At 62.9% G+C, this 24,103-nt stretch carries 19 protein-coding genes; 6 read left to right on the top strand and 13 right to left on the bottom strand.

Annotation, left to right across the window (positions count from 1 at the left end; all coding sequences use genetic code 11):
- The first annotated feature begins 166 nt into the window (after nt 1-166).
- A complete protein-coding gene (locus tag ABIB35_RS13405; RefSeq protein ID WP_354182157.1) occupies nt 167-1,876 on the top strand; it encodes a glycoside hydrolase family 13 protein in 1,710 nt (569 codons plus the stop codon).
- Nucleotides 1,877-1,911: 35 nt separating this feature from the next.
- On the top strand, nt 1,912-2,355 hold the full coding sequence (locus ABIB35_RS13400) for a DUF2568 domain-containing protein (protein ID WP_354182155.1): 444 nt from the start codon (nt 1,912-1,914) through the stop codon (nt 2,353-2,355).
- Between the two features lie 8 nt (nt 2,356-2,363).
- Here ABIB35_RS13400 and ABIB35_RS13395 read toward each other — a convergent pair whose 3' ends face one another.
- From ABIB35_RS13395 to ABIB35_RS13370, 6 genes are all read right to left on the bottom strand, one after another.
- The gene (locus ABIB35_RS13395) at nt 2,364-3,476 is read right to left on the bottom strand and encodes a carboxylate-amine ligase (RefSeq protein ID WP_354182153.1); all 1,113 of its coding nucleotides are present in this window, start codon (nt 3,474-3,476) and stop codon (nt 2,364-2,366) included.
- 122 nt (nt 3,477-3,598) lie between these two features.
- Nucleotides 3,599-4,384, bottom strand: a complete 786-nt coding sequence (locus ABIB35_RS13390; protein WP_354182151.1) for a class I SAM-dependent methyltransferase — start codon at nt 4,382-4,384, stop codon at nt 3,599-3,601.
- Between the two features lie 2 nt (nt 4,385-4,386).
- Nucleotides 4,387-5,196, bottom strand: a complete 810-nt coding sequence (hisN, locus tag ABIB35_RS13385; RefSeq protein WP_354182149.1) for a histidinol-phosphatase — start codon at nt 5,194-5,196, stop codon at nt 4,387-4,389.
- Between the two features lie 112 nt (nt 5,197-5,308).
- Nucleotides 5,309-6,424 carry a ribosome small subunit-dependent GTPase A gene (gene rsgA, locus ABIB35_RS13380; protein ID WP_354182147.1) on the bottom strand — a complete coding sequence of 372 codons (1,116 nt, stop codon included), beginning with the start codon at nt 6,422-6,424 and terminating at the stop codon, nt 5,309-5,311.
- Nucleotides 6,424-7,779: a 3-phosphoshikimate 1-carboxyvinyltransferase gene (gene aroA / locus ABIB35_RS13375; RefSeq protein ID WP_354182145.1), complete on the bottom strand. Its 1,356-nt coding sequence runs from the start codon at nt 7,777-7,779 to the stop codon at nt 6,424-6,426. The genes rsgA and aroA overlap by 1 nt, the downstream gene beginning before the upstream one ends.
- 4 nt (nt 7,780-7,783) lie before the next feature.
- A complete protein-coding gene (locus tag ABIB35_RS13370) occupies nt 7,784-8,365 on the bottom strand; it encodes a DoxX family protein (RefSeq protein ID WP_354182143.1) in 582 nt (193 codons plus the stop codon).
- Between the two features lie 325 nt (nt 8,366-8,690).
- On the opposite strand from ABIB35_RS13370, the gene ABIB35_RS13365 reads away from it, so the two are divergent.
- Together ABIB35_RS13365 and rsrA are read left to right on the top strand one after the other, a co-directional pair.
- Nucleotides 8,691-9,416, top strand: coding sequence for a sigma-70 family RNA polymerase sigma factor (locus ABIB35_RS13365; protein WP_502915792.1), 726 nt, complete (start codon nt 8,691-8,693; stop codon nt 9,414-9,416).
- Nucleotides 9,413-9,673 carry a mycothiol system anti-sigma-R factor gene (gene rsrA, locus ABIB35_RS13360; protein ID WP_354182139.1) on the top strand — a complete coding sequence of 87 codons (261 nt, stop codon included), beginning with the start codon at nt 9,413-9,415 and terminating at the stop codon, nt 9,671-9,673. Before ABIB35_RS13365 ends, rsrA begins: the two co-directional genes overlap by 4 nt.
- A gap of 92 nt (nt 9,674-9,765) precedes the next feature.
- On the opposite strand, the gene ABIB35_RS18765 is transcribed toward rsrA, so the two are convergent.
- The 7 genes from ABIB35_RS18765 to ABIB35_RS13330 all read right to left on the bottom strand — a co-directional run bounded on the left by ABIB35_RS18765 (nt 9,766) and on the right by ABIB35_RS13330 (nt 21,031).
- Nucleotides 9,766-9,840, bottom strand: coding sequence for a 50S ribosomal protein bL37 (locus tag ABIB35_RS18765; protein ID WP_369299106.1), 75 nt, complete (start codon nt 9,838-9,840; stop codon nt 9,766-9,768).
- Nucleotides 9,841-9,942: 102 nt separating this feature from the next.
- A complete protein-coding gene (locus ABIB35_RS13355) occupies nt 9,943-11,730 on the bottom strand; it encodes a dipeptide ABC transporter ATP-binding protein (protein WP_354182137.1) in 1,788 nt (595 codons plus the stop codon).
- Nucleotides 11,727-12,764 carry an ABC transporter permease gene (locus ABIB35_RS13350; RefSeq protein WP_354182135.1) on the bottom strand — a complete coding sequence of 346 codons (1,038 nt, stop codon included), beginning with the start codon at nt 12,762-12,764 and terminating at the stop codon, nt 11,727-11,729. The genes ABIB35_RS13355 and ABIB35_RS13350 overlap by 4 nt, the downstream gene beginning before the upstream one ends.
- Before the next feature lie 12 nt (nt 12,765-12,776).
- Entirely contained in the window at nt 12,777-14,309 is a 1,533-nt protein-coding gene (locus tag ABIB35_RS13345; RefSeq protein WP_354182133.1) for an ABC transporter permease, read from the bottom strand.
- Nucleotides 14,310-14,423: 114 nt separating this feature from the next.
- Entirely contained in the window at nt 14,424-16,178 is a 1,755-nt protein-coding gene (locus ABIB35_RS13340) for an ABC transporter family substrate-binding protein (RefSeq protein ID WP_354182131.1), read from the bottom strand.
- Between the two features lie 339 nt (nt 16,179-16,517).
- A complete protein-coding gene (locus ABIB35_RS13335) occupies nt 16,518-17,117 on the bottom strand; it encodes a GDSL-type esterase/lipase family protein (protein WP_354182129.1) in 600 nt (199 codons plus the stop codon).
- A 65-nt stretch (nt 17,118-17,182) separates the two neighbouring features.
- Complete coding sequence (locus tag ABIB35_RS13330; RefSeq protein WP_354182127.1) at nt 17,183-21,031, bottom strand: multifunctional oxoglutarate decarboxylase/oxoglutarate dehydrogenase thiamine pyrophosphate-binding subunit/dihydrolipoyllysine-residue succinyltransferase subunit; 3,849 nt, start codon at nt 21,029-21,031, stop codon at nt 17,183-17,185.
- 520 nt (nt 21,032-21,551) lie between these two features.
- On the opposite strand from ABIB35_RS13330, the gene ABIB35_RS13325 reads away from it, so the two are divergent.
- Both ABIB35_RS13325 and ABIB35_RS13320 read left to right on the top strand, forming a co-directional pair.
- Complete coding sequence (locus ABIB35_RS13325) at nt 21,552-22,943, top strand: hemolysin family protein (protein WP_354182125.1); 1,392 nt, start codon at nt 21,552-21,554, stop codon at nt 22,941-22,943.
- Complete coding sequence (locus tag ABIB35_RS13320; protein WP_354182123.1) at nt 22,940-24,010, top strand: hemolysin family protein; 1,071 nt, start codon at nt 22,940-22,942, stop codon at nt 24,008-24,010. Before ABIB35_RS13325 ends, ABIB35_RS13320 begins: the two co-directional genes overlap by 4 nt.
- Nucleotides 24,011-24,103: the final 93 nt, after the last annotated feature.

Here is a 24,103-nt window from a genome sequence, read left to right as displayed (position 1 = left end):
AGTTGATGGCAAGGAAAAGGGGACGGTCCGGCAGGGACGGAACCACTGAACCCGGCACCTCTGTCCTGTAGAAGACCTTCGACGTAAAATTCTCCCATTCCAGTCCCGCGGCCGCAGGCGGCAGCGGGCCGCCGGCATCCAGCCGGGCTGAGCGAAAGGCGTCATCATGAGGGATCCTGACCGGCCGGCCTGGTGGACCAACGCCGTCGTCTATCAAATCTATCCGCGCAGCTTCGCTGACAGCACCGGGAATGGAACCGGCGACTTGGCCGGAATTACCGGAAAACTGGACTACATTGCCGAACTTGGCGTGAATGTGATCTGGTTGTCTCCGGTCCACCAGTCGCCCCAATATGACAACGGCTATGACATCAGCGACTACCGGCGGATTGATGCCATGTTCGGTACCGAGACCGATTTTGACGAACTGTTGGAAGGGATCCATGCACGGGGCATGAAGCTCATTATGGACCTAGTGGTAAACCACACCTCCAGCGAGCATCCTTCCTTTCGCGAATCCGAACGCTCCCGGGACAATGCTGAGCGGGATACTTACTGGTGGCGGGATCCGAGGGCGGGCTTTGACCCGGGGGAGCCCGGAGCCGAACCCAACAACTGGGGCTCGCATTTCGGCGGATCGGCGTGGACCTATGATCCGTTAACCCAACAGTATTATCTGCACCTCTTCACACCGCAGCAACCGGACCTGAATTGGGAAAACCCCCGGGTGAGGGCGGATGTTCATGACGTGATGAATTGGTGGGTCGACCGGGGCGTAGATGGTTTCCGTATGGATGTCATCAATTTCATTTCCAAGGATCCGGCGCTGCCCGACGGCGTGGTGGAGCCCGGGGGCGTCTGGGGCGACGGGTCGCCATATTTCACTTCCGGACCCCGGATCCACGAATTCCTGCAGGAGATGCAGCGCGCCGTATTTGCGGACCGCAGCGGCGAGTACCTGACAGTGGGGGAGACACCTGGGGCAACGGTGGACCAAGCCCTGCTGTACACCGATCCGCACCGAGGCGAACTGGATATGGTGTTTCAGTTTGAGCACGTCAGCCTGGACCAGAGCCCGGGGAACAAGTGGGAGTACCGGGACTTGGACCTCAGGGACCTCAAGACGAGCTGGAACAGATGGCAACGGGGGCTAGCGGCAACGGGCTGGAACAGCCTTTACCTGGGAAACCATGACCAGCCGCGGCAGGTCTCCCGGTTTGGGGACGATGCGCAGTACCGTTACGAGTCGGCGACCCTCTGGGCGACCCTGCTACACATGCACCGCGGGACACCCTACGTCTACCAGGGTGAAGAGCTGGGCATGACCAACGCGGGGTTTACCGCCATTGACCAGTACCGCGACGTCGAATCCCTGAACTTCTACGCCGATGCCCTAGGCCGCGGCTCAGGACCGGCCGCAGCTCTGCAGGCGCTGGCCGCGATGAGCCGCGACAACGCCCGCACACCCATGCAGTGGAACAGTGGGAGGAACGCGGGATTCACCACCGGAACACCGTGGATTCCGGTGAACTCGAACTTTTCCGAAATAAATGCTGAGGCGGATTTGGGCTCCGACCGGTCTGTCTACCGTTACTACCAAAAGCTCATCAAGTTGCGGCACGAATCGGCGGTTGTTGCGCTTGGCGACTTTCATCTTCTCGATCCTGAGCATCCCGTGCTGTACGCCTTCCGCCGCCGCCGCGGAGACCAGCAGCTACTGGTCGAGTGCAACGTTTCGGGCGAGGCCCTGGAACTACCGTCTGATCTCGGAGCCGGGGAACTGATTCTGGGCAATTACGCCCAACCGGGTGAGCCCCACTGGCTGCGTCCGTGGGAGTCTCGAATCCTTGACATTTCGACCTACGAGGACGGGTAGCTGAATTTGGAACCCCTGGGGCTAAAGTTACTTCTGTGACAGAGGATGAGATATCAAGGATCGCAAGTGCGGCTGTAGTCGCCCACTCGCGCCCTCAACGGGGGACGCGGATCGCCCGGCAGCTGCTGGCCTTCGCCCTCGAAACGGCTCTTCTGTTTGCCGCTGCCTATTGGGCCATCGCTGCCTTCCCTTCGCAGCGGGTCATCGCCGCAGCAGGAGCCTTGGGCCTCGCTGTTCTTCTGTGGGGACTCTTCCTGGCCCCTCGCGCCAAAAACCGGCTGCCCTGGCCGGCCCTTCCCCTGGTGGCAGGCGGAGCCTTCCTAGCCGGCGCCGGAGCCCTGATGATCAGCGGGCTGGTGCCAGCGGCCGTCCTGATGGCCGCCGCGGCCGTCGGGAACCTGATCTGGGATCTGGCTTCCGGTTACCCTGCGGTCGAGTCTCCAGCGCGTCGCGCCGGACGCCGGTCAGCCAAACGCTAAGAACCGGCTCATGATGCGGTCAGGGACCTCTCAAAGAGGGGTTTGAGAGCCGCAAAACCGCCGCCGCGTACCACTTCGCGCTGCCGTTGTGCACCGGTTCCCACATCCAGGATGTGGGCCATGCCGGCACGGACATAAGGATAGTCCCCGGATTCCTCCAGCGCCGGCCGGATATAGTCCAGCAGGGCACCCACCTGGGTGCCTGCTGCGCGGGCAAGAGTGCCGCCGGCGGACCCGTGGTCGAGCAGGTTTCCGCTGAGGCCAAACCGGGCAGCCTGCCACAGTCCCGCGTCCAGGATTTCCGGATCAGCCAGCGTATCCGGGCTGCCTTCCACATTGGCGCCTTCCTCTGCCAGGGCCGTAGTGACCAGGCCCCGGGTCATCAAGGCCAGGAGCACGGCGTCCCTTGCCTCCAGCTGGGTATCGGCCACCCGGATTTCGACGGTGGGGAAGTTGTCTGACAGCCGGGCAATCCAGCCAACGTGGCCCGTGTCCATGACAACGTCCGTAGCCGTGAGCATGGCAATCCGGGAGTCGTAGTCCGCAGCGTCGTGGAAATACGGTGGGCAGCCCTGTACTGACCAGCGGCGGTACTGGATGAGCCGCCAGCTGGCGAACCTGCTGTCCCTGCCGTGCCAGTACGGGGAGTTGGTGCTGATGGCACCCAGTGTGGCCAGCCATGGGCGCAGGCGGTTCAGGACTTTGACGCCCTCTTCGCGGCTGGGGATGGCCACATGAACGTGGGTTCCGTTGACATAGTGCTCATCCGCGACTGCTCCGGTCATTTCCCCCATGTCCTGATAGCGCCGGGTCGCGCTGACCACGGCCGGGGCAGCCGCGATGGACGGCGCCGCTCCGGTGGGGGCGACGGCGACTCCGGCTTCCGCGGCGGCATCGGCAAGGCGCGTGCGGAAATCCAGCAGGGCCGCAAGGGCTTGGTTCGGTTCAGTACAGATGGGCGTGGAGCTCTCCACCTGACAGGCAAGGAGTTCAGTGGAGCTGGTATAGCTGCTGATGTCACCGGGAATCAGCGCTGTGATTATTTCCTCGGCCCGGGCGCTGGGTAGGGCGCTGTCTAAATCCGTCAGCAGGAATTCTTCTTCGATTCCGAAGGTGACCACCTGGTGTGCCCCTGTTCCGCAGCAGAGTATGTGCCTGGATGGATGCGGCGCCCCTCGGGAGCCGAAGCATCAGACTACAGGGCAAGGGGTGTCCGGGGACAGGTATATTTCTCCGCGGGACTTCAGGCTGAGAGCATCCGCCAGGAGAGCGTGAGATAGGGCAGTTCCAGCTGTTCTCCCGGATGATAGCCCAAATGTTCGAACAGGTACCAGGACAGATTCGCCATCACCTTTTCCCGCACCGGTTCAGTGGCCGAGAGGTAATAGGATCTTGACTTTGCGAGTTCCATCAGGTTCTCGGGGGTCATCTGCTGGAACCAGCGCGTGGTGTGAGAGGCCTCGGGCGTAAATTCCGGGCCAACCACGGGGCGGAATCCGGGCCGCAGCACGTCACCGGCGTGGATGATACGGGAATAGCGGTGCACCCAGGGAACACTGACGTCGAGCTGGTTCCAGATGAGTCCAAGGATGCCGCCGGGGCGCAGGACGCGGGCCAGCTCGGTGCTGGCGGCGAGGGGATCACACCAGTGCCAGGCCTGCGCCACGGTGGCTGCGTCCATTGAGGCATCAGGAAGGCCGGTGTCCTCGGCAGTGCCCTGCAGGACGGGAATCCCGGGCAGCGTCTGCTGCAGCTGGCGGAGCATATCGGTGGAGGGGTCGACGGCGGTGGCCTGGTAGCCGGCGGCGGCCAGGGTACGTGTGTACTTGCCGGTGCCGGCACCCACATCGGCCACCCGGGCGCCCGGGTGACCGGCCGGACCTCGAACCCCGGCAAACAACCACTGGATGGCTTCGGCAGGATATCCGGGACGGATGCGGTCGTAGTGTTCGCCGCCGTCCTCGTAGCTGCGTGCCAGTTCCCGGCGGCGCAGGGCTTCCAGACGCGGCCCCGACGTTGGATGTGCCACGGTCAGAGCAGGTCGTCCAGGGCGGGGTTCAGTCGGCGGAGCACATCACTGTGCAGTGTCCCGTTGGTGGCCAGGGCGTTGCCGCCGAACGGGCCGTCTTCGCCTTCCAGGGATGTGAACCGTCCGCCGGCCTCGGTAATGATCGGCACCAGCGCCGCCATGTCGTACAGGTTCAGCTCCGGTTCGCAGGCGATGTCCACGGCGCCTTCGGCGACCATGCAGTAGGACCAGAAATCCCCGTATGCCCGGGTGCGCCATACCGATTCGGTCAGCCCAATGAATTCGTCAAAGTTTCCGCGTTCCTTCCATCCGCCGAGGCTGGAATAGGACAGCGAGGCATCTGAAAGCTGGGACACATTGGAAACCCGCAGCCTGGTGGCGGAAGCGAGGGAACGGCCCATGTAGGCACCGGTGCCGGTGGCAGCCCACCAGCGTTTGCCCAGCGCCGGAGCGCTCACCACGCCCAGGACGGGAACACCGTCGTCGACCAGCGAAATGAGGGTTGCCCACACGGGCACGCCGCGAATGAAGTTCTTGGTTCCGTCGATTGGATCAACAACCCAGCGCCGCGGTCCGGACCCGGTGGAGCCAAACTCCTCACCCAGGACGGCGTCCCGTGGCCGGGCCCGGGAGAGCTGCCCGCGGATGGCGTCCTCTGCAGCCTTGTCCGCGTCAGTGACGGGGGTCAGGTCCGGCTTGGTTTCGATCTTCAGGTCCAGGGCCTTGAAGCGCGACATTGTCTGGTCATCCACTGAATCGGCCATTACATGGGCGAGTCGCAGGTCATCGTTGTAGTTCTGAGCGAACGGCATACTGTTCAACTTATCCTTATTCGGTGGGCGCTGCCCACGATCACACGGCGCGGGACCTGCCGTGGCGCCGTCGCTGGGGAGCACCGGCCCGCTGAAATGATCCCGGCACGCGTCACTGCGCGCCGAGCTCCTTGGCGGAGGCCCGGTTTTCGGTCCGGGTGCCGGAGCCCAGCAGCCGGCGCAGGGAGGCCAGCCTCGCCGGGCCGGCTGCTCCCGCTTGTCCGGAATCCACCCACGGATCCAGGCCGCAGTTCTTGGCCTGGTCATCGTGCCGGCACCCGCGTTCGCAGGCTTCGGTGCCCGGCGCCAGGTCGGGGAACGCCTGCAGGATCCGGTCGGGGTCCACATGGGCAAGCCCGAAGGAGCGGATGCCGGGCGTGTCAATGATCCAGCTGCCCGCCGGTGCCTCAAGGACCTTCAGTGCCAAGGCCGAGGACGAGGTGTGGCGGCCGCGGCCGGTTACCGCGTTCACGCCGCCGGTGGCGCGGTCGGAACCGGTCAGCGCATTGACAAGGGTGGATTTGCCGACGCCGGAATGGCCCACGAGGACCGACACCTTGCCCTCTAGATGGTGATGCAGCTGCTGCACCGCGTCTCCTTGGAGCCGGGCGGAGAGTCCGTCATCGGAACGTGCGTCAATGCCGGAGGCATCATCCGCGGCCGTGCGGCTGATGATGACGTCCAAATCAAGGTGTTCGTAATTGGCGAGCAGGTCGGCGGGATCCTTGATATCCGCCTTGGTGATGCACAGCAGCGGCGAAATACCGGCGTCGTAGGCTGCGACCAGGGCGCGGTCGATGAACCCGGTGCGGGGCTCCGGATTTGCCGCGGCCACCACGATTACCAACTGGTCTGCGTTGGCAACAACGGCACGTTCCACCGGATCCGTGTCATCGGCGCTGCGGCGGAGCAGTGTGCGGCGGTCCTGGATCCGCACCAGGCGGGCGAGGGTATCGGGCCCGCCGGAGACATCTCCCACCAGCGACACCAAATCACCGGCAACCACCGGGTTTCGGCGGAGTTCACGGGCCCGGGCCGCGATCACGATGCGTTCGGTGGGGGTGTCTTCGTCCACGACGGCGGTGTAGCGCCCGCGGTCAACAGTGATGATGCGGCCGGTGACGGCCTCGTCATAGGCCGGCCGGTCTTTGGTGCGGGGGCGAGAGCCTTTTTTGTTGGGGCGGATCCGGACATCCGATTCGTCCCAGCTGCCGGTGGAACGGGGCATCAGCGGTGGCCTCCGTTCCGGTTTGAGTCGGCTGCGGGGGCAGCTCCCGAGGCAACAAGCTCCTGCCACAGCTGCGGGAATTCCGGCAGCGTTTTGGCAGTGGTGCCAATGTCCTGCACGAGCACACCGGGGACAGCCAGACCGATAAGGGCACCGGCTGTTGCCATCCGATGATCGGCATAGGTTTCAAAGGTTCCGCCGTGCAGCGGGGATGGCCTGATGACCAGGCCGTCAGCGGTCTCTTCGGCGTCGCCTCCCAGCCGGTTGATCTCGGCCACCAGGGCGGCCAGCCGGTCAGTCTCGTGCCCGCGCAAGTGGGCAATGCCGGTGAGGACTGAGGGAGTGTCGGCCAGGGCACACAGGGCGGCCACGGTGGGCGCCAGCTCGCTGGTGTCAGCCAGTTCTGCTCCAGTGATGCGACCGGTGCCGGTCACGGTCAAGGTGTCCCCGGAGAGGGTGACTGTTCCACCCAGGCGCGGGAGGATTTCCCGCCAACGGTCGCCCACCTGTGTGGTGTGATGGGGCCATCCGGTCAGGCGGACCGTTCCACCGGCCACAAGGGCCGCAGCCAGGAAAGGCCCGGCGTTGGAGAGGTCCGGTTCGATGGTGACGTCGAAGGCCCGGATGGGCCCGGGAGCAACCCGCCATTCATTGGGAATGGAATCGTCCACATGGACACCTGCCCCGCGTAGGAGGCGCACCGTCATCGCTATGTGATCGGGGCTCGGCACTGCGGACCCTGTGTGAACCAGATGCAGTCCGTCGGTGAACCGTGCCCCGGCCAATAGCAGGGCAGAGACGAATTGCGAGGAAGCACCGGCATCAATTTCCAGCCGTCCGCCGGTTACCGCCCCGGTCCCGGCGACAGTGAAGGGAAGGGCACCGGCACCGCTGTCGTGCACCGCCACTCCCAGGCCCCGCAGTGCGTCGATGATCGCTGACATGGGGCGCAGGCGCGCGTGTGGATCGCCGTCAAAGTGGGTGCTGCCGTTTTTCAATGCAGCCAGGGGCGGCACAAACCGCATAACCGTCCCCGCCAAACCGCAGTCAATATCCGCCGCCGAGCCGCTTCCGGACTCCATCGGGCGGACCTCAAGATCTGGCCCGAAGGCACCTTCGCCGTCGACCTCCGTGATGGTGGTGCCCAGGGCCCGGAGGGACTGGATCATCAGGGCGGTGTCCCGGGAATGGAGCGGTGCCCGGAGCCGGCTGGGACCGTCGGCCAGCGCAGCCAGGACCAGATACCTGTTGGTCAGGGACTTGGAACCGGGGACGCGGACCTGGGCATCCAATGGAGCGGAAGCCCGGGGAGCGGGCCAGGGGGAGACTGTCTGCGGTGCGGCGGGGGAGGACATGGGGCTAGGAACCCGAGATGCCGGCTGCGGTGGTGCGGACGGCCCGGTTGGCCTTCTTGAGCTGCTTGGCTGCGTCCTTTTTAACGGAACGCGACTTGCGGCCGGCATCCTTGCCCAGAGATGCAACGCTGCGGCGGGTGTCGTCTGCCAGATGGCCGGCACGCCAGGCCAGCCCGGGGCGGCCGTTGGTATCGACAGCCACCAGCAGGACGGCGCCAATCAGCGAAAGGTTCTTCAAAAGGGCCGCACGGCGGGCCTTGCGCTCGTCTGAAGTGTCGGTATCCGCATTTTTGTATTCGACCACCGCGTTCAGTACAGCGGTACCGGTCAGCAGCAGGCCGGACAGCCGGGGCAGCTTGCCCAGGGCCAGCAGCGCGCCGGCACCCACCTGGGTGGCGCCAAGCACCTTGGCAACCAGCTGGGGGTTTCCGGTCACCGCGGCAGCGGAGGGAACCAGTGCACCGGCACGCTCCAAGGTGGGACGCAGCTGCTCCGCAGTTTGATCAGAATCGCGCAGGCGGTCGACACCGGCTGCGATAAAACCTGTGGCTAGGAGCGGGCGGGCGAGCAAACGGACAATCGACATATTGGCCTCCTGGTTGCTGCCCGGTCTCGGAATAATCGGGCAGAATACTCCTAGTTTGGCACTTTTGCTCAGTGTGCACACCTTAGGTGGCCTCACGGGCCGAAGAGCTCTCGCTGGAATAAGCGGCGAAGGGGGAGCGTTGTGGCGGGTATAAGGCATTCTTCACAGAGTTGGGGAATGCCGGATCATGGCCCGCCGGAGGAACAATGCGTTCCTCGCTGAAGCGCGGACCGCGCAGTCCACGAACGCAGTGAGGAGAGCAAACGTGAGTGCTGGCCTGGTGACCACGGACGCACAGCCAGAGGCTGGGGTGTCCGGACTGCAGCTGCGGGTGGCTCCTGGCCCTCGCACCGTAGACTTGGGAGTGATGAGAACTGATGCGCCGGAAGGCAGCCCCCAAGTGGAAGACTCCGAACTGGATGTCGCTTCCGAATCGGAAGAGGCCCGCAAGATTCGCTTTGAGCGCGATGCCATGCAGTATGTGGATCAGCTCTACTCTGCAGCCATGCGCATGGCCCGCAATCCCTCCGACGCTGAGGACTTGGTGCAGGAGGCCTACACCAAGGCCTTCTCCGCGTTTCACCAGTACCGGCCGGGGACCAATCTGAAGGCTTGGCTGTACCGGATCCTGACGAACACGTACATCAACCTGTACCGCAAGCGGCAGCGCGAACCGTTGCAGGCGAATTCCGACGGCGTTGAGGACTGGCAGCTGGCCCGTGCCGCGGAGCACAGCTCCACCGGACTGCGCTCCGCCGAAGCGGTTGCCCTGGACCATCTTCCCGATTCCGACGTGAAGGATGCACTGCAAGCTATTCCGGAGGAATTCCGGTTGGCCGTGTATTTCTCCGATGTGGAGGGTTTTGCGTACAAGGAAATCTCGGAAATCATGAACACGCCCATCGGAACCGTAATGTCGCGCCTGCACCGTGGCCGCAAAATGCTCCGCGAATTGTTGGCCGAATATGCACAAGAGCGCGGTATCCGCGGTAAGGCAGCACCTGCCGCTGCGGGAGCGCACCAGAACAAGAAACAGGGGAACACGCTATGAGCGATTGCCAAAGCCTGGGCGATTGCGAGGATACCCGCATCGAACGGCTGTACGAGTACCTTGACGGTGCCCTCTCCCACGAGGACATCGTGGAAATTAAGGAGCATCTGGACGGTTGTCCCGAGTGCGCCGAGGAACACGACTTGGAGTGCGTCATCCGATCGGTGGTGAAGCGCTCCTGCACGGAGGCTGCCCCGGAGACGCTCAAAGCCAGCATCCTGGCCAGGATCAGCCAGATTCAGACTGCTGACCACTAGCCGTCAAAGTCTGTGATCAAAAAGAACCCCCGGGGCCAAGAGGCTCCGGGGGTTCTTTTTAGTGGCGATGGGCCACACGGTGAGTCCAAGACTTAAGTGTTGGGACGCTTACCGTGATTGGCGCCGCCGCGCTTACGGTCACGACGCTTGCGTGCACGCTTGCTCATAGCTGCCTCCTTCGATTTGCTGAAAGTTCTGCCCTCCAGTGTCCCACAAAGTGAGCCCGACAACCTAAACCGCGGCACGGGCCGGCCGCGGTGCCGGTAGGGCTACTCAGCTGAGCTGCCTGCTGCCATGAGGGCGTTACGCTGTTCCCGGCGCAGCGCCTGTTCGGCGGGGTCCGGGACCGGTGCGGCGGCCAGCAGACGGCGGGTATACGCATCCTGTGGATAGCGCAGCACCTGCTCTGTGGACCCCTGTTCCACCATGATTCCCTTGTTCAGCACTGCGATGTGGCTTGCCAGGATTTCCACCACCGCCAGGTCGTGGCTGACGAACAGGCAGGCAAAACCGTACTGCTGCTGCAGGTCCTGCAGGAGGGCCAGCACCCTGGCCTGAACCGAAACGTCAAGGGCGGAGGTTGGCTCATCCGCGACCAGCAGCGAGGGCCGCAGCGAGAGTGCCCGGGCAATTCCCACCCGCTGCCGCTGGCCGCCGGAAAGCTCATGCGGATACCGGTTGCGGAAACTGGTGGGCAGCTGTACATCATCCAGCAGGCCCTCCACCCGGTGGTCCAGATCCTTCCGCGAGAGCTTTTCATGCAGGAACAGCGGTTCGCCGATGGATTCACCGATGGACATGCGCGGATTGAGGGAAGCCGCCGGGTCCTGGAACACAATGGCGAATTTCCTGCGCAGAGGCAGCATCTTCTTGGGGGACAAGCCGGCAATGTTGGTGCCGTTGATGTCCACGCTGCCGGCACTGACCGGCAGCAGGCCCGTCACTGCACGGGCGATGGTCGACTTTCCGGAGCCGGATTCGCCGACCAAACCCATGACTTCACCGGGATTGATGATGAAGGAAACATCGGACACTGCCTTGAATCCGGGCTGCCGGAAACGGCCGGGATATTCAATGGAGACACCGGTCAGCTGCAGGGCAGGGACCACGCCCGCGTCCGGAGTGGCAAGATCGGCTGAGTCCCGGAGGACAGCCCGGGGGGCCTCGGATATCTGGAGCGAGCCGTCATCCTCCACCTCGACGGCCGAAAGCACTCCGCCGACTATCGAACCCAGATGCGGAACCGCGGCCAGCAGTTGGCGGGTGTACTCCTCCTGCGCGTTGCTGAAAAGCTCAGCCACCGGAGCGGCTTCAACAATCCGGCCCTTCTCCATGACCACCACCTTGTCAGCGAGGTCCGCCACTACACCCATGTCATGGGTGATGAGCAGGACCGCACTGTTCAGACGCTTATTGAGGTTCCGGAGCAGTTCCAGGACTTCAGCCTGGACCGTGACATCCAGGGCAGTGGTCGGCTCATCAGCCACCAGCAGGATGGGGTCATTTGCGATGGCGATGGCGATCATGGCCCGCTGGCGCTGGCCGCCGGAGAACTGGTGCGGATAGGAATCGTACCGCCTCTCCGGCTCCGGGATTTCCACCATCCGGAGTAACTCGATGGCGCGTTTCTTTGCCTGGGCCGGAGAAGCATCGGTGTGCTGTTCGATGATCTCCTTGATCTGCTCGCCCACGGTGAGCACAGGGTTGAGCGCGGTCATAGGCTCCTGGAAAATCATGGCAATGTCATTGCCGCGGATTCTCCGCAGTGCCGACTGCGGAGCCCCGATGAGCTCCTTGCCCTGGAGCTTGGCACTGCCCTTGGACCGTCCGTTGCCGGGGAGGAGTCCCAGCAGTGCCATGGAGGACATGCTCTTTCCGGAACCGGATTCACCAACGATGGCCAGGATCTCGCCAGGGGATACGGTGAAGGAAACGTCCTCCGCCGCCATGACCCACTTGTTGTCCACGCTGAAATCGACGCCGAGGCCCGATACTTCCAGAATCGGAGCCGTGCCAGCTGTTGAGGTTATGTCGCTGTACAAGGGTGCCGAACTCATTGTTTGTTCCTTGTCTGTCGGGGATCAAACGCGTCCCGGAGGCCGTCGCCGATGAAGTTTACGGTCAGCGCGATGGCGACAATGAAGATGCCGGGCCAGAAGAAGAGCCATGGGCGGGTGGTCATGGCGGCCCGGTTTTCATTGATCAGCTTTCCTAGGGACGTGTCCGGCGCCTGTACGCCAAGGGTCAGGAAGCTTAGGGCAGTTTCCAGCAGGATGGCGCCGGAGATGGCCAGCGTTGCGGACACAATGATGACGCCAACGGTATTGGGCAGGATGTGTTTGAAGATGATGCGGCGGGAACTGGCGCCGACGGACTTGGCGGCCTCCACAAATTCTTTCTCCCGCAGGGAGAGGAATTCGCCGCGGACGATGCGGGCCAGCCCGGTCCAGGTCAGCAGGCCCAGGAAGATGGCGAACACCACGATTCCGTAGTCGGACACGAGGCTGGCTAGTGCGGCGGCCACCACCAGCAGGGGGATGGTGATGATGACGTCGGTGAGGCGCATCAGGACGGTTTCGGTGAAGCCGCGGAAATAACCGGCAACGGCACCGATGACGGTTCCCACCACAGTCCCTACGATGCCGACGATAAACGCGATCGTCAGGGAGATCTGGGCTCCCCGCATGGTCATGGCGAAGTAGTCGCGGCCCAAAGTGTCCTGGCCGAACGGGTGGTTTCCCAGTCCGCTCCAGGAGACGGTGGGGGCACCGCCGTCTTCCAGCTCCATTACCGTGGAAAACGTGTGCGGCCACCAGCCGGGGATGCGCAGCGGGCCAATTGAAAGCCCGATGGAGGTGAAGGCCAGCAGCACAATGAACACCAGCCCGCTCAGGCCGGCCAAGGCTCCTTTGTGGCGGAAGAACCGTTCCCGGACCAGTTGAGCCTGGCTTTTTGCGGCGGTGATCTGCGGATCTGCAGTGACCGCCCGGGTTGCGGGCGCATCTGCAATGTCAGTTCTCTGGCTCTCCAGAGTCATGCTCGTCAGTTCCGGGCTGCTGCCCTGGGTTCCGGACGGTATTTTTTCAGTCATGTCTTCCGCCTATCAGTTCAGGCTAATGCGCGGGTCGAGGAACGCGTACGCGATGTCGGCCAGCATGTTGAAGGTCACTGCGGCCACGCCTGTCACCAGGAAGAAGGCCATGATCACGTTGGGGTCCACATTGGTCAGGCCGTCGGTGAACATCTTGCCCATGCCGCTCCAGCCGAACACCGCCTCGGTAATAACGGCTCCGCCAAGGACGCCGGCAAAGTCGAAGGCCATCAGTGTGGTGATGGGGATCATCGCATTTCGGAAGGCGTGCTTGACAACCACCGTCCGCTCGCTCAGTCCCTTGGCCCGTGCCGTCCGGACATAATCCTGGTTCATGACTTCGAGCATGCTGGCCCGGGTATAACGGGTATACGTGGCAAAGGAGATCAGCATGATCGCCATGGTTGGCAGGACCAGATACAGGGCGTAGTCCAGATTGATTTCCCAGAAGGAGCCCTGCAGGTTCGGAGTCGACGATCCGGTGGTCGGAATTGGACGGCCGCCGTTTTTGCGTGCGAGTGACGGATAGGCGCCCAACAGGGCGTCCATAAAGACGAAGAAGCCAATGGCGATTCCAATGACCGCTGTCAGGTTGCGGGTCTGCTTGGCATAGGGGCCGCCGACAAAATGCCCGATGGCCAGTGATACGAGCAGAGTGAGGACAGCGAGCCCTGCAATGATGCCCCAGTTGGGATCCTGCATGAGGGGCTGGGTCACCAAGTAAGCAACGAATCCCACAGCTGCGGTGGCGAGAGCGGCGTACACAATCCGGCGGCGGCGGAAGCCTGCCAGCAGGGCTGTGAGCCCAAGTGCAAGCCCGAACGCTGTGATGAGGAGGCCAATCGGGCCCAGACCCGGGGTCTTGAACCAGTTGCTGACCAGCAGCAGGTAGAACGTAAGCGAGGTGGCAACGGCGGCAATGGCGAAGACACGGAGGCGGCGGTTCCTGTCGCCGCCGACGGCTATCGCCGCGACGACACCTGTTATGAGCCCCACGGCCGCTATGCCCAGATAGGACATTTGGGGATCGGCCAGCCAGGTGTTCAGATCAATCGCCAGGTACTGCTTAAGCAGGGTGGAGAGCCAGAACAGCGGCATGGAGAAGAGCAGGAAGGAAACGAAGGTAATGGAGTAATCAAAGGTGCTGTACTGGCGGAGGGCGGTGACCAGGCCAACCGCGACTCCCAGGACGATGGCGATGACGGTGGCCACGACGACGAGTCGGAAGGTGGAACCGATCGCTGTCTGCAGCTGGTCGATCACGGGGCTGCCTGCGCGGTTGAGTCCAAGCGTGCATTCGGCACCGCCGGGGATCAGGCAGCGGCCCACTTCCTGCAGCCACAGGAGGTAGCGGGCTGCGACGGGCTGGTCGAGGTGCAGTGCTGCCGTTCGCTGGGCAATGCGCGATTCGCGTTCGGCGCTTTGGAGTTCGACGAGGTCAGCAAGGGGATCGCCCGAGTTGATGGCAAGGATGAACATCAGCACTGTGGCGGCGAGAAGGATGAAGAACGAGGTCACCGCTCTTTTGAAGATAAAGAAGAACACCGAAGGCTCCTATGGGGATGGTACGGAAAGCCGTTTGCGGGACAAAAGTTTGGGATGGGCAGACACTTGGGTCTGCCCATCCCGCTTTCTAACCGTTTAGGCGTGATGCCTTGGCTAGGCCTTCTTGGTCCACTTGAAGGCGTTCCAGGTGACGCCGCTCTGGGTGGGGTTGTATACCACTTCTTCCATGCCGGAGTTGTGGGCCACAATGTCGGCCTGAGTGTAGAGAACGACGTTGTAGACGTCCTTGGCCAGTTCTTCTTCGAGTTCCTTCTTCAGTTCCAGTACGCGGTCAGCGTCAGTGGTCCGGGCAACTTCGTCCCACAGGTCGTCGACCTTTTCGCTCTTGAACTTGCCGTAGTTCTGGACGCCCTCGGAGTCGTAGATCGACTGTGCGCTGGCAACCAGGCCTGAACCGGCCCAACCGAAGACTGCTGCGTCCCAGGAGCCGAGCTCATCGAGCTTGGTGGTCCACTCGGCATCAGGGGAAGCAATGATGTTGAAACCGGCCTGGTCGCAGGAATCCTTGATCAGGGCAGTGATGTCCGCGCGCACCTGGCTGGCTGCGGAGAACAGCATACGGACGTCAACGGGCTCGGTTTTGCCGGCCTCTTCCATCAGCGTCTTGGCGCCTTCGAGGTCAACCTCATCGTATTCGCTGGCAGCCGGGGCTGCTTCAAGAACTTCGTCGTACTCTGCCTGCGACTGCTGGAAGTCGCGCAGGTTCAGCACAGTGGCCTCCGGGTCGACCGGCTTGACGAACTTGTCGACGATGTCCTGGCGCGGAACGCACTTGGAGAAGGCCTGGCGGACCTTGAGGTCCTTGAATACACCGTTTTCGGACTGGTCCAGGTCAATGTGGGTGAAGGTCATACCCGTACCGGTGATCATGGAGACAGACTCACCGATGGCTTCGATCTGGTCCTTGGTGTCACCGGTGGGACCGGACGGTTCAATGACGTCCACGTCACCGTTCTGCAGGGCCTGGACAGCTTCTGTGTCATCAATGGTCTTGAAGACGATGCTCTCGGTGGCGCCCGTGCGTCCGTCGCCCCAATAATTCTCGTTCTTCGTCAGCGTTAGGTTACCGCCGGCGGCGCTGTCCAGCTTGTACGGGCCGGAAGAGGGGATGAGTGCCGCATCCGGCAGCGAGGGGAGTCCCTCGGCGTAGCCCCAGCCGGTGTTCCAGAACTCAGCAACGGGCTTCAGAGCGGCCAGGTTGTTGTCCTGGATAGCGGCAACGAGTGCTTCGCCGTTGTTGTCGGTGCTCAGACCACCCTGCTCAGCGGCAATGTGCGCCGGCATCAGGGAACCGATCATGAGGTTTTCCCAGTCAGCGTACGGCGTGTCGTAGATGTACGTGAATTCCTTGTCGCCGGCTTCGCCTTCAGGCATTGCCAGGTACTCGTAGCCGTTGTTGGAGGAGGGCTCAAAGATCTCGGTTTCGCCTTCAACCACCTTGCCGGAGAAGGCCGCCCAGTTCATCAGGATATCGTCGAAGTCGATCGGAGTTCCGTCGGACCACTGGGCGTCCTCGTTGATCGTGTACTTGACGGTCAGCGGGTCGTCACTGGTCTTCTCGAAGGTGCCGAACTCTTCGTTGCGGATAACACCTTCGGGGCTGTACTCCGAGAAGTTGCTGTGGACCAGGTTGTCAACGTACGTGTTGTACACGCTATTGGACTTGGAGGTGCCCCCGTTGTAGAAATCCGGGGCCTGGCTGATGGCAACCGAGATGGAGGCCGCAAGGTTGGCGTCCTCGGTAGTGTCGGTATCGGCGGTTTCTCCGCCTCCGGCTGAGCCGCAGGCTCCCAGGAAGAGGGCCCCCACGGAAAGTGCGGCAAGAGTTGCCGTGCGCTTAGTACGCATTCGTAGTCCTAACTGGTGATGAAGTCGTCAGGAACCCCCATTGGCGGCTCCCCCAAAGCGATCGTGATGACCGCCACATGTTCCGAAAGACTAGCCACTAAATGTTTCAGCCGTGCTAACAGTGAGCGGATGTTAACTGATTGTTACCTGAGACACAGGAGAAGCAGATGTGCCAGGGGGTTACCGAATGCCAGGTGGGGGAGCAGATCCCGCGCGGATGCAGGGATCTGCGCCTGCTGGCGGTTCTCAGTGCGGGGAGGAAGGGTCCCCGGAGTCAAGACTTTAAACGATGAGGGCCTCCGGCGTGTCGCCGAAAGCCCTCATGGGGAAATCCGAAATTCAGTTCATGTCCGGCAGGTCCAGCCAGCGGTACCAGCCGCGGTGCAGGACCAGCCACGCGATCAGGCCATAGCCTGCCTGGCCCGGGGTCCCCCCGTTGGACGCCAGATCAGTGCGCCACTGTTCGTGGTTCAGCAGGGGAGTCAATGTATCCACGTATACGTGCTTGCGCCGTGTGGTGACGTCACCGAAAGCCGCCGACAGGTCCGACAGACGCCTGTTCCGCTCGGCGTCAAGGCCGGGAGGCGGCCCCACAACAAAGACCTTGATGCTCATCTGGGCAGCCCCGTCCAGGATGTTGGCCAAGTTGAGGCGGCTTCGCGCGGTCGACAGGTCAAGGTCAAGGTCACGGTCCGACAAGCCGATGACGAGCCGGTTTTCACAGTGGTCGTCGAACCGACGGCCGGCTTCCTGCAGCCAGCGGTTCGCCAGCGATTCAGTTCCTTCTTGGGGGGCCGCCAAGGTGTATGCCTGGACACTGACGTTTTCGGGCGTGGTGCGGGCCAACACGCGGCCCAGCCAGCCCAGTGCACGAGGGTCGCCGTGCCCGGCCAGCAGCTCGTCGCCGACTGCCGCAAGCCTGATTTTGCGTTGTTCCACTAGTCACCTTCTCCGGTCACAAAAAAACAGGGTGGGGCGCCACCGGCGCCCCACCCCAACTTAGCCTACTGACGTTCGAAGGCCTTCTTGACGAGGATGTCCTGCTCGACGGCGTGCCGCTTGGCGGATCCTGTTGCCGTGGACGCCGACGCCAGGCGCGAAACCAGGCGCAGCGGCCGGTCCAGCTGGGCCGGCAGGTTCAGGCCGATGAACGGCCACGGACCCTGGTTGGCGGGCTCGTCCTGTGCCCAGACCACATCGGCGTTCGGGTACTTGGAGACAGCGGCCTGGATTTCCGCGACGGGCAGCGGGTAAAGCTGCTCTACCCGGACAATGGCTGTCTTCTCGTCTCCGGTCTTCTGCCGGTTTGCCAGCAGATCGTAGTACAGGCGGCCGGAAACCAGAAGCACGCGCTCGACGGCGTTTGCGTCCAGTTCAGCATGCTCCGGGATAACCGGCTGGAAGGAACCCTGCGTGAACTCTTCCACCGAGGTGGCGGCCGCCTTCAAACGCAGCAGCTGCTTCGGCGTGAAGACGATCAACGGCTTCCGCGGCCGGCTGTAGGCCTGGCGGCGCAGCAGGTGGAAGTGCGAAGCACCCGTGGTGGGGTTGGCAACAATCATGTTGTCTTCGGCGCACATCTGCAGGAAACGTTCGATCCGAGCGGACGAGTGGTCCGGACCCTGGCCCTCGTAGCCGTGCGGAAGCATCAGCACCAGCGACGAACGCTGGCCCCACTTCTGCTCGGCGGACGAGATGAACTCGTCGATGATGGTCTGCGCGCCGTTGACGAAGTCGCCAAACTGCGCCTCCCACAGCACCAGTGCGTCCGGGCGCTCCACGGAGTAGCCGTATTCGAAGCCCATGGCGGCGAATTCGGACAGCAGCGAATCATAGATCCACAGCTTGGCCTGGTTCGGGTCCAGCTCGGCCAGCGGCATCCACTCGGCGCCGGTTGCCCGGTCGTGGAAGACAGCGTGGCGCTGGGTAAAGGTGCCGCGGCGCGAGTCCTGTCCGGCCAGGCGTACGGGGACGCCTTCCATGACCAGCGAGCCAAAGGCAGCGATTTCCGCGAAACCCCAGTCGATGCCGCCTTCACGGGACATCTGCTCGCGCTTCTCCAGCAGGGCCTTGAGCTTGGGGTGAACGGTGAAGCCCTCCGGCACTGCCACGTGGGCCTTGCCGATATGCGCCAGCACCTCGGATGAGATGGCCGTGGAAGCCGGAGACACAATCGTGGTGCCCTCCTGCTGCGCTGCGGGGCGTTCCAGATCCGAGACAGCTTCGGTGTCCTTGGTGATGACCGGCAGGGGAGAGGTCTGGGCGGCATGCGTTTCGGCAAACACCCGTTCCAGCCGGCCCTGGTAATCGCGCAGCGCCTGCTCCGCCTCTTCCTGGCTGATGTCGCCGCGTCCGATGAGGGACTCGGTGTACAGCTTCCGGACGGAGCGCTTGGCCTCGATCAGGCTGTACATCATCGGCTGGGTCATCGAGGGATCGTCGCCCTCGTTGTGCCCGCGGCGGCGGTAGCAGACCATATCAATGACAACGTCCTTGTTAAAACGCTGACGGTAGTCGTAGGCCAGCTGTGCGATGCGCACAACCTGCTCCGGATCGTCCCCGTTCACATGGAAGATCGGTGCCTGAACCATCTTGGCCACGTCGGTGGAGTACACCGAAGAACGCGACGACGTGGGCGAGGTGGTGAAGCCAACCTGGTTGTTGACCACTACATGAATTGTTCCGCCGGTGCGGTAGCCCCGAAGCTGCGACAGGTTCAGGGTTTCCGCCACGACGCCCTGGCCTGCAAAAGCGGCGTCACCGTGGATGAGAATCGGCAGGACCGGGAACTCGTCGCCCTGGTCCAGTCGGTCCTGCTTGGCGCGGACAATACCTTCGAGGACGGAATCCCCGGCCTCAAGGTGGGACGGGTTGGCTGCCAGATAAACCTTGGTCTGGTTGCCGTTGTCAGACGTGAAGGTGCCTTCGGTGCCGAGGTGGTACTTGACGTCGCCCGAGCCCTGGACGCTGCGTGGGTCCTGGGTGCCTTCGAATTCGCGGAAGACCTGGGCGTAGGTCTTGCCGGCGATGTTGGTGAGTACATTCAAGCGTCCGCGGTGGGCCATGCCAATGCCCACTTCGACCAGGCCGTCGTCGGCCGCACCGGAGATTATCGTGTCCAGCAGCGGGATTAGGGATTCGCCGCCTTCCAGCGAGAAACGCTTCTGGCCAACGAACTTCGTCTGCAGGAAGGTCTCAAAAGCTTCGGCCGCGTTGAGCTTGCTCAGGATACGCAGCTGCTCTTCGCGCGTGGGCTTGCTGTACCTGGTTTCCAGACGGTCCTGGAACCACTCGCGCTCCGCCGGATCCTGAATGTGCATGTACTCAATGCCGGCAGTACGGCAGTAGGCATCACGCAGCACGCCAAGGATCTTGCGCAGCTTCAACATGGGTTTTCCGCCGAAGCCGCCGGTGGGCCATTCCCGGTCCAGGTCCCAGAGGGTCAGGCCGTGATTGAGGACGTCCAGGTCCGCGTGGCGGCGCTGAACGTATTCCAGCGGGTTGGTATCCGCCATCAGGTGGCCGCGGACGCGGTACGCGTGGATCAGCTGCTGGATACGCGCAACCTTGTTGATCTGCTCTTCGGGGTTGACCTGGATATCCGGGCTCCAGCGGACGGGCTCGTAGGGAATCCGCAGCGACTCGAAGACTTCGTCGTAGAAACCCTGCTCGCCGAGGAGCAGCTGGTGAATGATGCGCAGGAACTCGCCGCTGCCTGCACCCTGGATGACGCGGTGGTCATAGGTGGAGGTCAGGGTGATGACCTTGGAGATGGCGTTGCGGGCCAGGATCTTCTCGTTGGAACCCTGGAATTCCGCCGGGTAGTCCAGGGCGCCGGCACCGATGATGCAGGCCTGGCCCTTGGACAGACGGGGAACGGAATGGACCGTTCCGATGCCGCCGGGGTTGGTCAGCGAAATGGTGGTGCCCTTGTAGTCGTCAGCCGTGAGCTTGCCGTTGCGGGCCTTCTTCACGAGCTCTTCATAGGCGTGCCAGAACTCCGAGAAGTTCAGGGTTTCGGCCTTCTTGATATTCGGGACAACCAACAGGCGGGTGCCGTCGGGCTTGGGCATGTCAATGGCCAGGCCGAAGTTTACGTGCGCAGGCTGGACAGCAACGGGCTTGCCGTCCACGACGTCGTAGTACACATTCTGGGACGGGAACGCAGCGGCTGCACGGATGATGGCGTAGCCAAGGAGATGGGTGAAGGACACCTTGCCGCCCCGGGCGCGCTCCAGATGGCTGTTGATGACAATGCGGTTGTCGATGAGCAGCTTTGCCGGAATCGCGCGGACCGTGGTGGCCGTGGGGACACTCAGGCTGAGGTCCATGTTGGTGGCAATCGCCTTAGCCGGACCCCGGAGGATGTTGACCTTATCTTCCTCCGCCGCGGCAGAGGTGGGCTGGGTCTTGGGCAGCTGGGCCGGGATCGGCGGTGTCTTGCTGTCAGCCGTCTTATTCTCGGCGGCTGTGTTCTTGGCCTCGGCCGGCTTGGAATCCTTGGCGGCGGAGTTCGGCGCTGCTGCTTCCTTGGCAACCGGTGGCTTACCGGACTGCTGGGTGGAAGCGGGGGATTCCCCGGAGGCCTTCGGCTTTACCGACTCGGTCTGCACCACCGGAAGCTGACGGGTAGCGGGATTGGCGCCCAGTTCGCTTGGGGCAGCGGATCCGTTTCCGGTCGATGCGGCTGCGCCGGAGCCCTGTGCCTCCTCGTTCTTGAAGGAGTCGAAAATGCTCCACCACTTCTTGTCAACCGAATTCTTGTCCTTGAGATACTGCTCGTAGAGTTCATCGACAAGCCACTCGTTGCCGCCGAATTCTTCCGGCAGCCGGTGGTTGGATTGGTCTGGCACTGTTAATACGCCTCTTCCATGAGTTGCCTTTTGCCCTGAATTGGCACCATGTCTGAGGGCTTGCGCCGCAAAGCTCACTGGTGCGGCCCGGCCGGTGCGCTGTGACCGAGACTTCATGCCAGTCTAGTGACATTCCGGGACAACTGGCCAATTTGGTTTGACTTCCAGCGTGCGGGAGCGCCCTCGCGTCCGCGCCCTGACCCGCGGCTGCCAGTGCCTGCGCGTGGGGCGCCTGCGGGCCGTGCGGCGAGCGGGTTAGCGGCATCGGATTAACTGTGGCGCTCAAATACCAAACCTGTAAACTGAAAATCTAATGGACAGTTTCTCTAGGCGCCGGCCTGCGTCCCCGTCCGCAGTTACTGCGGATCGCACGCACAGAGCCGGCCACGCCCGAACGCAAGCACACCGTACCCCCAGCGCCGCATCGGAGCCTTCCAGACCGGCTTGTGCCGATCACCCTCCGTCTGCCCCGCGCGATGCCGTTAGCCCCGCCCCCCGTCTCTGGGCGGTGAGCTCCTAAATGGAATGGCTCTATCTTCTTTTTGGCCTGGTGCTGATTCTCGGTACCGGCTTTTTTGTGGCCGTGGAGTTCTCCCTGGTGGCCCTGGACCAGCCCACGGTACGCCGTGCCGTGGAGAACGGCGACAAAGCAGCCGAACCTTTGCTGCGCTGCCTCACCTCACTCTCCACGCAACTCTCCAGCTGCCAGCTGGGCATCACCCTCACTACGCTGCTGACCGGCTTTGTCATGGAACCCTCCGTGGGCAAGCTGCTGAAAACGCCGCTTTCAGCCCTGGGGCTTCCTCCGGTTGCCGTGGATTCGGTCTCCGTTGTGGCCGCGATGATCCTGGCGACGTTCCTGTCCATGCTCCTGGGTGAGCTGATCCCCAAGAACATGTCCATCTCGCTGCCTTTCCGGATGGGTCGTGCGCTGGCCCGGCCGCAGCTTGCCTTCACTGTGGTGTTCAAACCGGCCATCCTGGTGCTGAACGGCTTCTCCAACAAGGTCCTGAACCTGTTCGGCCTTGAAGCCAAGGAGGAAGTCACCGGCGCACGCACCCCGGCGGAACTTTCCTCCATGGTGCGGCGCTCCGCTGAAATGGGAACCCTGGACCAGGGGACAGCAAACTTCCTCTCCCGAACTTTTTCCTTTGCTGAGCGGACGGCTGCTGACGTCATGACCCCGCGGATCCGGCTGGAGACCATCGATTCCGAGCAGTCGGTTGCCGATGTTATTGAGGCTGCGCGCCGCACCGGCTATTCCCGCTTTCCTATCCTGGGCGATTCCCCGGATGACATCAGGGGTGTTGTCCACGTTAAAAAGGCAGTGGCCGTCCCGCGGAGCCGGCGGGCGGATCTGCCCGCCGGAGCCATTATGAGCGAGGTCCTGCGGGTGCCGGAGACTGTGCACCTGGACAGCCTGCTCTCCGAGCTCCGCAATGCCAACCTGCAACTCGCCGTCGTCCTTGACGAGTGGGGCGGAACCGCCGGCGTCGCCACCCTTGAAGACCTGGTGGAAGAGATCGTAGGCGAAGTCTCCGACGAGCACGACAAGATCAAGCCGGGCGTGCTGCAGAGCGCCGCCGGAGCGTGGTACTTCCCGGGGATCATGCGCCCGGATGAAGTCTCCCGGCTGGTGCCGCTGCTGACCATCCCGGACGAAGCCGGCTACGAAACCGTGGGCGGTTACATTATGGCCGAGCTCGGACGCATCGCCCGCGTGGGAGACCATGTTGCCGTTGACGGCGGTGAGCTGGAAGTCGAGCGCATGGACGGGCGCCGGATTGACCGCGTCAGCTTCATTCCGCAGTACGACGACGACGACGACCCGGCAGCTGTGGACGAAAGCGTTCCGACCTCCGCCAAGTCCTCTGAACCGTCCGCCGCGCGGGAAGCGGGGGATCGGCGATGAGCGATGTCATGGGCATTTTTTGGTTGGTCATCCTCTTGATCGGCAACGCGTTCTTTGTGGGCGGCGAATTTGCCGTCATGTCCGCACGGCGCAGCCAGATCGAACCGCTGGCCGAAGCCGGCTCCAAACGCGCGAAAACCACCCTCTGGGCCATGGAACATGTGTCTCTCATGCTGGCCTGCGCCCAGCTGGGCATCACGGTGTGTTCCCTGCTGATCCTCTCCGTGGCAGAACCGGCCATCCACCATCTCCTGGCCGCTCCGCTGGAGGCCGTTGGCCTGCCGGTTGAATTTGCTGACGGTGCCGGATTCCTGGTGGCACTGCTGATTGTCACCTTCCTGCACGTAACCTTCGGCGAAATGGTCCCGAAGAACATTTCGGTGTCCGTTGCGGACCGCGCGGCGCTGCTCCTGGCGCCGCCGCTGGTCTTCATTTCCCGGGTAGTGCGCCCCATCATTTTCAGCCTGAACTGGCTGGCGAACCACGCACTGCGCGTTATGGGCATTACGCCGAAGGATGAGGTGGCCTCCACCTTCACGCTGGAGGAGATGCAGTCCATCGTGGAGGAATCCACCAAACACGGACTGGTTGCCGATGACTCCGGCGTCATCTCCGGTGCGCTGGAATTTTCCGGGCAGTCTGCCGGCACCGTGATGGTGCCCCTGGATGAGCTCGTGACCCTGCGGACGGATACCACTCCGGCGGAGTTTGAAAAGGCCGTGGGACGCACGGGTTTCTCACGTTTTGTGCTGATGGATGACCACGGAAACCTGACGGGCTATATGCATCTGAAGGACATCATGGCCATTCCAGCTGATGCCTATGACCGTCCGCTGACTGAAAACAAGGTGCGCACCCTGGCTAACCTGAGGCTGGAGGACGGCATCGAAGATGCCCTGGCCACTATGCAGCGCACCGGTTCGCACCTGGCCCGCGTGCTGGGTCCGGACAACCAGACCCGCGGGGTGCTCTTCCTGGAAGACATCATCGAACAGCTGGTGGGTGAGATCCGGGACGCGACCCAGGCCCAGGGTTTCCGCCGCTCCGGAGAAAGCTATTCCGAATAGCGGCCCGGCGGCGCTGTAAATACGCAGCTGAAACACTGGTGTAGCCAGATGCGAATGATTCGCGTTTAGGTTATGCTGAGGGGAACTCCGTTC

It is taken from the genome of Arthrobacter sp. UYP6 (assembly GCF_040547315.1).
In the GTDB taxonomy this organism is placed as follows: Bacteria; Actinomycetota; Actinomycetes; order Actinomycetales; family Micrococcaceae; genus Arthrobacter_B.
This window is presented reverse-complemented; position numbering and strand designations above follow the sequence as displayed.